A 12,994-nucleotide genomic window follows, 5' to 3' on the forward strand; every position below is an offset into this window, starting at 1 on the left:
GTTCCCCTTCATCAGGCCATTCTTGACTTTTTCTTACCATGTTCTCACCAACATCAATAAAAATTATAAAAAATAGTAAAAAATAAGTTGTAAAGTAGAAATCTAGTTTAAAACTTTTTCAATGTGTGCTGTGATTTTAGCTTTAGCACCACGAGATTTTACAAGAGTTTTACCACAAATAATACATTTTACATCAGATGCTGCACGGTCGAATATTACTTGTTCATTGTCACAATCTAAACATTTAACTTTTAAAAAGTTTCCTCTTCCTTTACTAACCATGTTAATCACCTATTTTGCTACAAATTCAGGTTTTCCTGTTCTGAAAGATTGTTTGATGTGAGATTTGCCACATTCTTTGCATTTAAGTCTTAAGTCTAATTTTTTAACAGGTTTGTTTCCAGCAGGTAAAGGCCTTGGATAACCTCTGTAACCAGCAGTTACACGTCTGAATTGTCTTTGTCCCCAAGTTAATTCACTAGCTTTTCTTTTTTTAGCAGTGTGTACCTCATGTACAGTGTGTCTTTTACAGTGAGGACAGTATGTTCTTTTTTCTTTTGGTATTTTCATTTTTTCACCGTAATTAATAAGTCATTATAAATCTATCAGTGAATTTATCTAAACTCAATTTACATTAAAAAACGTTAGAGATTAAAACTGCATTGTAACGCATCAAGTCTACAGACAGCAAAAATCCAAATTATATAAAATATAATTTTTTATTATCACAAATAGATACGATTAGTATATCTATTAATCAAGTTATTTAAAGTTAATGGAAATTACCTAAATTTTAACCTGACGGCCTTTTCGATTTTTGAAAAATATTTTTGCATTTATCAACGGCAGGGTAACCAAATCCTGAGGTCTGAACGGACCATAAACCTTCTCATCCACACCTACAATAGGACCTACCTCATCAAAGACCAGCATTGTAACAAGTTCCGTTTCCTTAGCAATCTTTCTAGATTCCAGGTCATAAAATTCATCGTTATAGTCAAAAGCATTAGGATTTTCCTCTATGTTTTGATTTTGAGGTTTTTTAATAATTTCCTTTTTTGAATCCGCAGCCTGTTTTCGGATCGGTTCGGGTTTTTCATCAGCAATAGGTTTGGCTTTGGAAATCTCATCAATCCTGTCCAATACCTCATCATCATTTTCAGATGCCTTTGGAGGAATCAATGTATTCTTTTGAGTTTCCTTAGGTTTAATGATTATCCCATCATTACCTTCATCATCTGAAAGTTTCTCCAGGGAAATATTACCCCTATGATTTCTTAAAGTATCGATTAAGGAAAAATAGAACTGTTCTTCTTCAGGGGTTAAATTTAAAGGAGTGGTATCGACTAAATCGAATTGAGGTTTGCCTGTAAATAAATGGTAAGACCTTTGAATATTTACCACAGCTGCTTCGGTAATTTTCTTTTCGCGCCTTCCACAAATTTCAGTTGCAATAATCTGGGATTGTTTAAGTAAAGATAAATTTTTAGAAAAAGGATCAGTTATTGCCTCTTTTTTTAGCTTATCCATGTATTCATGAATTTTAGTGTAAAAATCCTCATCTACACGAGCCAATGTTGCGTTATTACGTTCCTTTTTTTGAACTTTTCGTAATTCCTGATAAAATTCATCCACTTAATACCATCTCTAAAAAATTGGTTAAAATAAAAAAAAGATAAACAAATGAAATTATTCATCTGTTTCTAATCTAGGAGCAAGCAAGAAACTAAGTTTACCATCACCGGTAACCATGGTAAGAGTTAAGCTTAATGGCATGTCAGTACCTAAACTAATTTCGGCTTCCTCTGAAAATTTATCTGCTTTAAGCATTTCTCTAATCTTATCCAATGAGAATAAAGCTTTTGCATGTTCTTGAATATTTTCCCCATGCAAGTACTTGATACTTGCATCTCCAAATTCACCATCGGCTGATGCAATGAAATAATCCTCATCAACCTGAAGTGCAATTTTATCTGAAAATATATCGATATCGTTAATACAGTCTTTTAAGATAGAGAAACGAACTTTAAAGTTAGTAGGATGTTCAATAGTTGGTGGAACAGGATTATCATATTCCATATCTATCAATCTTATTTTAAAAGTTCTAGTAGCATCTCCCTCAAAAGTAATGATAAAATTACCTTCATCCACGGACATTAAAACTCTGTCTTGAGACTTGGCACGTTTAAGTACCCTCATGAACTCATCAGTATCGATGTTAATCTTTTCTGGAACATCACAAATATATTCGTCAAATAAGCTAGATTTTAACTCCAAATGTACGAAAGTTATGTGACTACGGTCTAAGGCATCTAATCTCATACCTTCACTATCAGTTTGAATTTGTACTTCATCAACAATTGATGAAATAGCTTCAAAACTGGTTTTTAATATACTAGAATCGCTTAATTCTGCTTTAAACATAAATAATCCTCTAAATTGAATTATAATAATTATATATTATACATATATTTTTATCTTTACTATTTATATAAATTTTTTCATTTATGAAAAATTATTCGTTAGCTGCCTTCTTCATGCTTGAAACATATTCTTTTAATGGTTTTGATGCATTTTCACCATGCTCCTCTATGATTTTTACAATAGCACTACCTACAATAACCCCATCTGCAATTTTAGCAATGTCACGGGACTGTTCAGGAGTATTGATACCGAAACCAACTGCAAGAGGCAAATCTGTCACGTCCCTGATATCTTCAATTATGGCATTCAAATCTGTTTTTATCTCGGAACGCATTCCTGTAACACCCAATGAAGAAACTACATAAATAAATCCGCTTGCATCAGCGGCAATCTTTTGTATTCTTTCCTTGGAAGTTGGTGCTATTAATGATATTACATCAACACCATTCCTGCGGGCAATATCCGCAATTTCGCCTTTTTCATCATAAGGCAAGTCCGGAGATATGATTCCATCAACACCCAACTCATTACACCTTTCAAAGAACTCCTCATAACCATAAAAGAAAACAGGATTGATGTAAGTTAAAAATACAAGAGGAACATCTGTTTTGGCACGCACTGCCTTTACAATATCAAACACGTCATCAGTGGAGGTATTGTGTTTCAATGCACGTACATTTGCTTCCTGAATCACTACACCTTCCGCCATAGGATCTGAAAACGGAATGCCTATCTCTATTAAATCGCATCCGGCTTCCTCCATTGCCAGAATATATTCCACGGTTTTTTCGATTGTCGGGTCTCCAGCAGTCAAAAATCCGATAAACGCTTTTCCATTTTCAAATGCATTAGCTATTTTACTCATCTAACTCAACTCCCCTATATTCTGCAATTGAACGAACATCCTTATCTCCCCTTCCCGAAAGACAAATCATTATTATATCATCCTTATCCATCTTTGGAGCTAATTCCATTGCATAGGCAACAGCGTGTGCACTTTCAATAGCCGGGATAATCCCTTCCATTCTAGAGAGATATTCAAATGCATTAACAGCTTCCTCATCAGTAATTGGAACATATTGTGCTCTTCCGCTATCCCTTAAATAAGCATGTTCCGGACCGACACCGGGATAGTCAAGACCTGCCGAGACGGAATATACAGGCGCAATCTGGCCATGCTCGCTTTGGTTGAATATTGATTTCATCCCATGGAATATTCCGATTTCCCCGTTGGTCAATGCCGCCGCATTATAAGGAGTGTCAATGCCCTTTCCGCCTGCTTCACAACCTATCAACCTAACTTCCTCATCATCGATGAAATTGTAAAACGCCCCCATTGCATTGCTTCCACCACCAACACATGCAATAACTGCATTTGGAAGTTTTCCTTCTTTTTCAAGGAACTGTTCGCGAGCTTCAGCACTTATTACTGCCTGAAAATCTCTTACAATCATAGGAAACGGATGTGGCCCCATTGTTGAACCAATAACATAATTGGTATCATGTACACGTGCAATCCAATCTCTAAATGCATCGTTTACTGCATCTTTTAGGGTTTTAGTTCCTGATTTCACCGAATGGACTTTTGCACCCAGCAATTCCATACGATAAACATTCAGTGCTTGTCTTTTAGTATCAACTTCACCCATAAATACTTCACATTCCATATCCAGCAAAGCGGCTGCAGTTGCAGTAGCCACCCCATGTTGACCAGCACCAGTTTCAGCTATAACTCTGGTCTTGCCCATTTTTTTAGCCAATAATACCTGACCCAATACATTATTGATCTTATGAGCCCCTGTATGGTTTAAATCTTCACGTTTCAAATAAATTTTTGCCCCGCCAAGGTCTTCTGTCATTCTACCAGCATAATATAATAAAGAAGGTCTTCCAGCATATTCCTTTAATAATGCATCAAGTTCTTCTACAAATTCCGGATCGTTCATATAATGATGATATTGCTCTTCCAGGTAAAGCAACTCATTCATTAAAGTTTCAGATATGTATTGGCCGCCATACTCACCATATCTTCCTTTACTCAATTTATAACCTCCATAATCTCCTTAATTTTACTTTCATCTTTAAATCCGTCAGTTTCAAGACTGGAACTCAAATCGATGGCATAAGGATTATAATTTCTAATAGCCTCCCCAACATTTGAAATATCAATTCCGCCCGCCAAGAAGAATTCCTTATCCAAATCGTTCCTTATTAAACTCCAGTCAAATGTCTTTCCACTGCCTTTTCCACCATCAAGCAGCAGATAATCTGCAATTGAATTATCATATTCCAACAAATCCAATTCATTTGTCATCTCAATCGCATTAATGATTTTCAGTTTATGATTAGTCTTTTCTTTTAGATTCCTAATATAATCTTCACTTTCGCTTCCATGAAGTTGTGCAATCTCAATAACACCCTCATCAAACAATTCAATTATCTCGTTGCCATCGGCATCAACAAAAACGCCAACAGAAACAATGTCTGAATCCAGATTATTCCTCATTTTTAACGCCAAGTCGTGGGACACTTTTCTTTTAGAATCTGCAAATACAAAACCTATATAATCTGGTTTGTATTTGTTTACTATCTCTATATCTTCCAAACGCTTAAGTCCACAAATTTTAATTTTAACCATTCTTCAACTCCGAAATCAAAGACTTTTTATCATCACTTTTCATTAAAGTCTCGCCAATTAAAACAGCATCAACATTATTTTCCTTTAATCTGGTGACATCTTCTTTTGTTTTAATGCCGCTTTCTGAAATAAATATGATATTGTCACTTACACATCTACGTAGGCTGATACTATTATCAATATCAACAGTGAAATCAGCCAAATTCCTATTGTTTACACCGATTATTTCAGCCCCAACATTCATTGCAGTCCTGATTTCATTACCGTCATGAGTTTCAACAATTGCAGAAAGACCCAAATCATGAGCCAAATCTAAAAATCTCTTCAATTGAACAATATCCAATATGGAAACAATCAGAAGCACTGCAGAAGCTCCAAGCAATTTGGCTTCCCAAATCATATACTCATCAATGACAAAGTCCTTTCTCAAAATTGGGATTGAAACATTTTGGGCAATTTCTTTTAAATAATCGTCAGACCCCTGAAAGAAATACGGTTCGGTCAAGACCGAAATGGCTGAAGCACCGGCCTCTTCATATTCTTTTGCAATTTCAATATAATCAAAATCCTCGGCTATCAATCCTTTTGAAGGTGAAGCTTTTTTAACTTCAGCAATTATTGCAATTTGAGGATCTTTCAGAGCTTCCTTAAATGGAAAATCCTGGTTAATTTCCAACATAGATACATCCTGTTTGAGCTCTTCCAAAGACTTGTTTTCCATAGCATCCTTTAATCTTTCTTCAGTTTTTGCAACGATTTCATCCAACATAATAATCATCTGTTTGTAACTTCAATGAATTTTTCAAGTTGTTGTAATGCTTTTCCGGAGTCAATGACCTCTTCGGCCAATTTGACACCTTCCTTCAATGAGCTGACTTTGCCTGCAACATACAATCCTGCTGCAGAATTCAAAAGAACAGCATTTCTTTTAGGTCCCATTTCACCATTTAAAATTGATAAGGTTATTTGTGCATTTTCCTTTGCATCCCCGCCGACAAGGTCTTCCTTAGAAGCAACTTCCATGTCGAAATATTCCGGAGAAAGTTCATATGTCATGGTCTTGCCATCTCTAAGCTCACAAACCGCTGTCTTGTCACTGGCTGAAATCTCATCCATTCCATCCAAACCATAAACAACCATTGCGGATTTTACTCCCAAATTCTTTAAAACACTTGCAAGAGGTTCAAGCAACTCCCTTTCATAAACGCCCAACACCTCCATTGATGCACCTGCCGGGCTTGTCAATGGCCCTAAAATATTAAATATTGTCCTAATGGAAAGCTCTTTGCGCACCCCTGCAACATATTTCATAGATAAATGATAGTTTTGTGCAAATAAAAAACATAAATTGATTTCTTTTAGACATTTTAAACTTTTTTCAGGTTCGATGTAAATGTTAACACCCAATTCCTCCAGTACATCAGCGGCGCCGCATTTGCTTGATGCAGACCTGTTGCCATGTTTTGCCACAGGAACCCCCGCAGCCGAAATTACTATTGAAGAGGTGGTGGATATGTTAAACGTGTTTGAACCGTCCCCACCAGTTCCAACAATTTCCAAAACTTCCTCATCATTTAACAGCCTTATACAATGGTCCCTCATGGCTTTAGCGGATGCGGTGATTTCTTCAATTGTTTCACCTTTCATTGACATTGCTGTTAAATAAGCACTCATTTGAACTTCACTAGCTTCACCACCCATGATTTCATCCATGGTGATGTAAGCCTCATCATAAGTTAAATCCTCGTGGCGTGATACTTTTAATATTGCTTCTTTAATCATAAAATTCCTCGCTCTACTTTTTCAATAAAATTAGTTATAATAATCAAACCATCCGGTGTCAATATTGACTCCGGGTGAAACTGAAGACCATAAACATTGAAGTCCTTATGCTTAACCGCCATCACTTCCCCGTCATCCTTTGCTTTGGAAATGATTTTGAGACAATCCGGAAGGGTGTCCTTGACCAGGCTTAAAGAATGATACCTTCCAACAGTGATTTCACTTGGCAAACCCTTGAAAATAAAATCATAATCCAGGGAGATTTTTGAAGATTTTCCATGCATTAAACGGCTTGCATAAGAAATGGTGCCTCCCAATGCAGTGCAAATAGCCTGATGGCCCAAACAGACTCCCAAAATTGGGATTTTATCATGAAATTCTTTAACCAGATCGATGCAGATTCCCGCATTTTCCGGTTTTCCAGGCCCCGGTGACAAAATAATTGCATCGGGATTTAGCCTTTTAATCTCATCAAGTGTTACCTTATCATTTCTGTAAACTAGAATGTCACTATTGACTTCACCAATTAATTGGAATAGGTTATATGAAAAGCTGTCATAATTATCGATTAGAAGAATCATTCTAAACCCCCATCAGCTGTTTTTAAAGCATTGATTACCGCAGCCGCCTTATTTAAACTTTCGTCAAATTCCATATCAGGCACACTATCTGCAACAATTCCCGCACCGGAACGTATGAACACCTTATTGTTTCTGGCAAAAGCTATCCTAATTGAAATGCAAGTGTCTATATTGCCGCTCAAATCAACATAACCAATGGCTCCACCATAAATTCCGCGCTTGTTGTCTTCAAGTTCATTGATGATTTCACAAGCCCTTATTTTTGGAGCGCCGGACAATGTTCCTGCAGGCAAAATTGAATCGATAGCTACAAGAGAATCCAAATCACTTCTTAAAGTTCCGGTGACCGTGGATCCAATATGCATCACATGTGAAAACTTCTCAACTGACAAATATTTATCAACACTAACAGAACCTATTTCAGATATCCGTCCAATGTCGTTACGACCCAAATCGACTAACATATTGTGTTCGGCCAATTCCTTTTCATCAGCCAACAACTCCTCCTCCAGCCTCAAATCCTCTTCTTCAGTCATGCCTCGAGGCCTAGTTCCTGCAAGCGGGAAAGTGTATAACTTCCCATCAGTTAATTTAACCAATGTTTCTGGAGATGCACCTGCAATTTCAATATCGTTGCTTGAAAAATAAAACATATATGGAGATGGATTCGTAGTCCTCAAAACCCTATACGTATCAAACAAACTTCCGGAAATATCCGCTTCAATCCTATTTGACAATACCACTTGGAAGATATCCCCTTCTTTAATATAGTTTTTAGCCTTCTCAACCATTTCACAATAGTTTTCACGTGAAAATGCTGGTGTAAAATCAGATTTTAATTTTAATGGTTCTATTTCAGCTTTTTTACCGTTTTTAATTAAATCTGCAAGGCTTTTTAAGTCACTGCAAGCCTTCCTGTAATTATTTTCCAAATCATCAGTTTTCATGTTTACAATGAGGATGATCTTTTGCTTGAAATTGTCGAATGCGATAACCTTATCGAATAACATCAGGTCAATGTCCTTGAACTGGTCTTGATTTTCAGCATCCAAATTAAGTGAAGGCTCGGCATACTTTATGTAATCATAGGCAAAATAGCCTACAAACCCTCCGGCAAATGGCGGCAGATAATCCAATTTTGGGGATTTGTTTTTTGAAACTAATTCCTTTATAATTTCACCGGGATTATCCGTTTCAATGGTAATCAAATCATCATTCAACTCATTGAACTCGGCATCCCCCTTAATTTGAACAATTCCGTTTTGACATGTGAATTCCAATAAAGGGTCAAAACCTAAAAAACTGTATCTTCCCCATTTTTCTGCATCCTCTATACTTTCCAGCATGTAACAATGGTTACTAGCGCCTTTTAAGATCCTCAATACTTCTACAGGAGTAGCCATATCCGAAAACAGTTCATAAGATATTGGCATGCGTTTATACTCCTTGCTTTCTGCAATTTTCTTTACTTCTTCTAAATCCGGGGAAAACATTATATCACTATTAAAATTATTAGTATAATGTACTATTTAAAACCTTGGTGTAACTTTTTGTACATTATAGGATTAACTCAAAAAAATTTAGAACAATTTATCCTGTTCCTTGCTGAACTCGATAACAATCTTTTTAATCTCTCTTCTTTCCAGATAAGGAAGATTTTCTGTGATTTCCCTTTCCAAATCCTTATTCAATTGCATCCTCTTTTTAACATATTCTTCACCGGAATATTGGCTGTGATATTCCCTATTCAAATTTGAATATTTGGTGATTAATGGCTGAAGAATATTCCCAATATCTTCATCAAGCCTATCATTGATGATTTTTCTTTTTCTGACTTCATCAACATACCCAACAACGGTAATGAAGAATCCCAAAACAGTAATGGTCAAAGCAGGAACAAATATTTTATCATCACCAATGAAAACAACCGTAACGACAATTCCAATGAAAATCAGGAGAACACCAATTTTTCTTAAATCCATATCTAAACACCTTTTAGAATATTTATATAGTTAATTCAATAAATATTTTTCAAATTTATCTTTATAAATTTAAAAAGAACAATAAATGAAACAATAGCTAAACCAGACACGAATACCATGACAATGTCATTTGCAAAAAGCAAATCCGAATAATCCAAGTGATAGATTACCTCACTCAATAGATTATTGATGAAATGGGCTAAAATCGGCACCAGAATATTATCTGTCTTTAAATACAATATGGCCATGCACATTCCAAATACAAATGCAGATATGATGCCGCCGAAGCTGTGAAGTGAAGCAAATAACAGCGAAGAAATCATGACCGCAAATGTCACCGGAACAACTAATTTTAATTTATTTAAAAAAATGCCCCTAAACAATGACTCTTCGGCAAGAGGTGAAATTAAAACCACTGAAATTAAAGAAAAAATGCCAACAAAATTATTATTAATGCTTTTGGATGGAATTAAAAATGACAAATAGCCATCAATTGGAACTGAATGAACTAAATAATTTGACAAATAAAGCATCCCATAGGAAAAGAGAATATTCAACAGCACAAGCACTAGAATCTCCCTAAAAGATATGGCTGAAAAAATGCTAGAAGCATCCGATTTCAAATCAGAAATGGAACCCCTTAATTTGATAAAGAAAAACAGAAGGATTAACAGATTAATAATATCATTGTCAAGAGCGACTATCTGAAAGAAGTTTAAACTGAAAATCAATAAATATGACAATATTATTACAAATAATACCTCAATTAAAGAAATTTTTTTAAGATTTTCGTTGAATGATATCATAATATCAGAAAAATAAATTAAAAAATCGTTTAATATTTTCTAAAAACGAATAATAATCTGTTCAAATTGGAATTTATGAATTTTTAGATTAGCATAGCTATATTATCTAAAAAGACAACAGCCAATTTACCAAATAACACTAATGATTCCTTTTTCGCTAATAATTAATTTGCCCAAAGATTAAACAACAATCAAAAAGACCATATTTTTCAAGTTTTTAATCCTCATCGTCAAAGGAAAAAACATCTTCAATATACTCTTTTCCCAATATTTTAGTAATTTTATAGGCCAATAATAAGGAAGGGTTATAACGAGCATTTTCTAAAGCATTTACTGTTTGACGAGTTACACCAACAGAATCTGCGAGTTCTTGTTGCGTCAGACCCATTTCTTGGCGAAACTGTCTTATTTTTGTTTCCATATAATTCACCTATTTATATCAAATATATAAATGGTGTTATTATCTTTTTTTAAAAAGATATATAAATGTGTTGATATCCAATAATATAAAAATACGAACTAACAAAAATATTAATATAATTTGTAAAAATTATTTTTTAATGAGATGATAATATGGCTATACACCCTATTGAATTTAGATATGGTACTCCCGAAATGAAAAGGATTTGGGAGGAAGAAAATAAACTACAAAGAATGTTAGACGTCGAATCTGCATTGGCTCAAGCAGAAGGAAAGCTTGGAATAATTCCACAAGAGGTAGCCGACGAGATTGCTGCAAAAGCAACAACCGAATTTGTAAAATTGGAAAGAGTGAAGGCTATTGAAGCAGAAACCAACCACGACATTGCAGCATTATCCAAAGGAATTACAGAAGTATGCGAAAACGGAGCCGGAGAATATGTTCACTTTGGCGCCACATCTAACGACATTGTAGACAGCTCAAATTCCCTGCTTATCAAAGATTCAATCGATGTATTAAAGGAAAAATTAGAAAGATTAACCAAAATAATGCTTAATTTAGCTGAAGAAAACAAAATGAAAGTATGTATCGGACGTACACACGGCCAGCATGCACTTCCAACCACATATGGAATGAAATTCGGTATCTGGGCCGATGAGCTTCACAGACAATATGTAAGACTGGAACATGCCGAAGCGAATGTCTGTGTTGGAATGATGGATGGCGCAGTCGGAACCACCGCGGCGTTAGGTGAACAAGGTTGGGAAATCCACAAGGCAGTTGCAGAAATCTTAGGCCTTCCGGCAGCAACAATAACAAACCAGGTAGTGCAAAGAGACAATCATGTTGAATTCATTAGTGTTTTAGCTAACATTGCAAGTACCCTCGATAAGATCGGATTGGAAATCAGAAGCCTGCAAAGAACTGAACTTATGGAAGTTGGCGAATACTTCGATCCTGAAAAACAGGTTGGAAGCAGCACCATGCCACACAAAATGAATCCGATTACTGCCGAAAGAATCTGCGGCGTTGCAAGAATCATCAAATCTTATGTTAATGCTGCTTTGGACAACAACCCACTTTGGCATGAAAGAGACCTGACAAATTCATCCTGTGAAAGAATCATGTTTCCGGAAAGCTGTATTTTAACAGACTACATCTTAAACTTAACAATTAAACTCATGAGCAATCTGGTATTCTATGACGAGAACATCGAAAGAAACTTAAACTTAACCAATGGTTTGATTATGGCTGAAAGATTAATGGCTGAACTTACCCGTGCAGGAATGGGAAAACAAACCGCATATGGAATTGTAAGGAAAAATGCAATTAAGGCAAACAAAGAAAAACTATTGCTCGGCGAGCTAATCCTGGAAGATGAAGATGTTCAGAAATACCTGACAGAAGCGGATGTGGAGAAAATCATGGATCCCCACACATACACAGGGTCCATACCAATAATCATTGACGAATTGCTTGAAAAATCCAAAGAATGGTTCTAGGTGTTTAAAATGGTTAGTGTAAAAGAATTAAAATCAATAGATTTGGCTTCATACACCATAATCAGTACTGCATTATCAGTGTTGATTGCAATATTACTGTCTATCGGAATTGCATTAGGAATTCTGATATTGATTCCGCAAGCCAGTGAAATTGTAATTTACCTTATACCGACACTTGTGGTCGGCACATTTATGGTTGGAATCTATCGATACTTTAGCGAAGGTTTATTTTATAACCTACTTGCAACAAGATTAAGAAACATAAAAATCGAATTGGATGGTGGAGAGATCACTAAAATTTCACCTACAGAAACTGCAACCCTTGTAGCGACTATTGCATTGATTCAGGCCATACTGATATATTTGGTTTCCGTTTTGCTTTTACCTTTATTCTTCAGTGCACTAATGCAAACAGTAATGCTATCCAATCAGGCATTGGCATACTCACTTTACCAAATACTATTGCTTTTAAGTCAACCGATGACAGTGTTAATGTTTATTTTTGGAACTTTCGTGATAACATTCATATTTGTCCTGATTGGAGTCTATATCTATAATGTGCTCGCATCCAAAGGCAGAGGAATTGTTTTAGGATTGTCTGAGGAAAACGGATTGACCGCTATTGATTCAATTGACATGATGAAGTTTGCAATTGTCATTGCGGTAATCAGTGGAGTATTAAGTTTAATTACTGGAATTATCAGCTTAATCAGTGGCGGAAATGCAATCACCCTAATAAGCAATGTAATCATCAGCATAATTAGTGGATTCGTTGCAGCGGCACTTATTGCCATATTCTATAACTACTTGGCTCCGAAAATTGGAAAAATAAAAATAGAATTAATTGATGCTTGAATC

General features: G+C 35.5%; 16 protein-coding genes. 2 read left to right on the top strand and 14 right to left on the bottom strand.

The genetic code is table 11. From position 1 onward, the window contains the following. Positions 1-102: 102 nt before the first annotated feature. The 14 genes from ACKI4K_RS00960 to ACKI4K_RS01025 all read right to left on the bottom strand — a co-directional run bounded on the left by ACKI4K_RS00960 (position 103) and on the right by ACKI4K_RS01025 (position 10,634). Positions 103-282, bottom strand: a complete 180-nt coding sequence (locus tag ACKI4K_RS00960) for a 30S ribosomal protein S27e (RefSeq protein ID WP_067044971.1) — start codon at positions 280-282, stop codon at positions 103-105. A 9-nt stretch (positions 283-291) separates the two neighbouring features. Further along, entirely contained in the window at positions 292-570 is a 279-nt protein-coding gene (locus ACKI4K_RS00965; RefSeq protein ID WP_292739056.1) for a 50S ribosomal protein L44e, read from the bottom strand. A gap of 216 nt (positions 571-786) precedes the next feature. Beyond that, positions 787-1,635, bottom strand: a complete 849-nt coding sequence (locus tag ACKI4K_RS00970; protein WP_407421371.1) for a hypothetical protein — start codon at positions 1,633-1,635, stop codon at positions 787-789. Between the two features lie 54 nt (positions 1,636-1,689). Then, positions 1,690-2,424 carry a proliferating cell nuclear antigen (pcna) gene (gene pcn / locus ACKI4K_RS00975; protein ID WP_406532602.1) on the bottom strand — a complete coding sequence of 245 codons (735 nt, stop codon included), beginning with the start codon at positions 2,422-2,424 and terminating at the stop codon, positions 1,690-1,692. Positions 2,425-2,515: 91 nt separating this feature from the next. Next, positions 2,516-3,289 carry a tryptophan synthase subunit alpha gene (trpA, locus tag ACKI4K_RS00980; RefSeq protein ID WP_407421373.1) on the bottom strand — a complete coding sequence of 258 codons (774 nt, stop codon included), beginning with the start codon at positions 3,287-3,289 and terminating at the stop codon, positions 2,516-2,518. Then, on the bottom strand, positions 3,282-4,466 hold the full coding sequence (gene trpB / locus ACKI4K_RS00985; protein ID WP_407421375.1) for a tryptophan synthase subunit beta: 1,185 nt from the start codon (positions 4,464-4,466) through the stop codon (positions 3,282-3,284). The genes trpA and trpB overlap by 8 nt, the downstream gene beginning before the upstream one ends. Beyond that, positions 4,463-5,062 carry a phosphoribosylanthranilate isomerase gene (locus ACKI4K_RS00990; protein ID WP_407421377.1) on the bottom strand — a complete coding sequence of 200 codons (600 nt, stop codon included), beginning with the start codon at positions 5,060-5,062 and terminating at the stop codon, positions 4,463-4,465. Before ACKI4K_RS00990 ends, trpB begins: the two co-directional genes overlap by 4 nt. Further along, the gene (gene trpC / locus ACKI4K_RS00995) at positions 5,055-5,831 is read right to left on the bottom strand and encodes an indole-3-glycerol phosphate synthase TrpC (RefSeq protein WP_407421379.1); all 777 of its coding nucleotides are present in this window, start codon (positions 5,829-5,831) and stop codon (positions 5,055-5,057) included. The genes ACKI4K_RS00990 and trpC overlap by 8 nt, the downstream gene beginning before the upstream one ends. A 5-nt stretch (positions 5,832-5,836) precedes the next feature. Continuing rightward, positions 5,837-6,844 carry an anthranilate phosphoribosyltransferase gene (trpD, locus tag ACKI4K_RS01000; protein ID WP_407421381.1) on the bottom strand — a complete coding sequence of 336 codons (1,008 nt, stop codon included), beginning with the start codon at positions 6,842-6,844 and terminating at the stop codon, positions 5,837-5,839. Then, positions 6,841-7,425: an anthranilate synthase component II gene (locus ACKI4K_RS01005; RefSeq protein ID WP_407421383.1), complete on the bottom strand. Its 585-nt coding sequence runs from the start codon at positions 7,423-7,425 to the stop codon at positions 6,841-6,843. Before ACKI4K_RS01005 ends, trpD begins: the two co-directional genes overlap by 4 nt. Next, positions 7,422-8,918: an anthranilate synthase component I gene (gene trpE / locus ACKI4K_RS01010; RefSeq protein ID WP_407421385.1), complete on the bottom strand. Its 1,497-nt coding sequence runs from the start codon at positions 8,916-8,918 to the stop codon at positions 7,422-7,424. The genes ACKI4K_RS01005 and trpE overlap by 4 nt, the downstream gene beginning before the upstream one ends. Before the next feature lie 87 nt (positions 8,919-9,005). Further along, entirely contained in the window at positions 9,006-9,407 is a 402-nt protein-coding gene (locus tag ACKI4K_RS01015; RefSeq protein WP_407421387.1) for a hypothetical protein, read from the bottom strand. 35 nt (positions 9,408-9,442) lie between these two features. Next, positions 9,443-10,213: a CPBP family intramembrane glutamic endopeptidase gene (locus ACKI4K_RS01020; protein WP_407421388.1), complete on the bottom strand. Its 771-nt coding sequence runs from the start codon at positions 10,211-10,213 to the stop codon at positions 9,443-9,445. Positions 10,214-10,430: 217 nt separating this feature from the next. After that, complete coding sequence (locus tag ACKI4K_RS01025) at positions 10,431-10,634, bottom strand: helix-turn-helix transcriptional regulator (protein WP_407421390.1); 204 nt, start codon at positions 10,632-10,634, stop codon at positions 10,431-10,433. Positions 10,635-10,786: 152 nt separating this feature from the next. Here ACKI4K_RS01025 and purB point away from each other — a divergent pair, with 152 nt between their 5' ends. Next, positions 10,787-12,136, top strand: coding sequence for an adenylosuccinate lyase (gene purB / locus ACKI4K_RS01030; RefSeq protein WP_407421392.1), 1,350 nt, complete (start codon positions 10,787-10,789; stop codon positions 12,134-12,136). Positions 12,137-12,145: 9 nt separating this feature from the next. Next, a complete protein-coding gene (locus ACKI4K_RS01035) occupies positions 12,146-12,991 on the top strand; it encodes a hypothetical protein (RefSeq protein ID WP_407421394.1) in 846 nt (281 codons plus the stop codon). The last annotated feature ends 3 nt before the right edge of the window (positions 12,992-12,994 follow it).

The sequence above is a fragment of the Methanobrevibacter sp. genome (genome assembly GCF_045644645.1).
Classification (GTDB): domain Archaea; phylum Methanobacteriota; class Methanobacteria; order Methanobacteriales; family Methanobacteriaceae; genus Methanocatella.

What these genes read in the sequence shown, in the direction of transcription:
- ACKI4K_RS00960 (WP_067044971.1), bottom strand. Translation starts at nt 282, where the DNA reads ATGGTTAGTAAAGGAAGAGGAAACTTTTTAAAAGTTAAATGTTTAGAT.
- ACKI4K_RS00965 (WP_292739056.1), bottom strand. Translation starts at nt 570, where the DNA reads ATGAAAATACCAAAAGAAAAAAGAACATACTGTCCTCACTGTAAAAGA.
- pcn (WP_406532602.1), bottom strand. Translation starts at nt 2,424, where the DNA reads ATGTTTAAAGCAGAATTAAGCGATTCTAGTATATTAAAAACCAGTTTT.
- trpA (WP_407421373.1), bottom strand. Translation starts at nt 3,289, where the DNA reads ATGAGTAAAATAGCTAATGCATTTGAAAATGGAAAAGCGTTTATCGGA.
- ACKI4K_RS00990 (WP_407421377.1), bottom strand. Translation starts at nt 5,062, where the DNA reads ATGGTTAAAATTAAAATTTGTGGACTTAAGCGTTTGGAAGATATAGAG.
- trpC (WP_407421379.1), bottom strand. Translation starts at nt 5,831, where the DNA reads ATGTTGGATGAAATCGTTGCAAAAACTGAAGAAAGATTAAAGGATGCT.
- trpD (WP_407421381.1), bottom strand. Translation starts at nt 6,844, where the DNA reads ATGATTAAAGAAGCAATATTAAAAGTATCACGCCACGAGGATTTAACT.
- ACKI4K_RS01005 (WP_407421383.1), bottom strand. Translation starts at nt 7,425, where the DNA reads ATGATTCTTCTAATCGATAATTATGACAGCTTTTCATATAACCTATTC.
- trpE (WP_407421385.1), bottom strand. Translation starts at nt 8,918, where the DNA reads ATGTTTTCCCCGGATTTAGAAGAAGTAAAGAAAATTGCAGAAAGCAAG.
- ACKI4K_RS01015 (WP_407421387.1), bottom strand. Translation starts at nt 9,407, where the DNA reads ATGGATTTAAGAAAAATTGGTGTTCTCCTGATTTTCATTGGAATTGTC.
- ACKI4K_RS01020 (WP_407421388.1), bottom strand. Translation starts at nt 10,213, where the DNA reads ATGATATCATTCAACGAAAATCTTAAAAAAATTTCTTTAATTGAGGTA.
- ACKI4K_RS01025 (WP_407421390.1), bottom strand. Translation starts at nt 10,634, where the DNA reads ATGGAAACAAAAATAAGACAGTTTCGCCAAGAAATGGGTCTGACGCAA.
- purB (WP_407421392.1), top strand. Translation starts at nt 10,787, where the DNA reads ATGGCTATACACCCTATTGAATTTAGATATGGTACTCCCGAAATGAAA.
- ACKI4K_RS01035 (WP_407421394.1), top strand. Translation starts at nt 12,146, where the DNA reads ATGGTTAGTGTAAAAGAATTAAAATCAATAGATTTGGCTTCATACACC.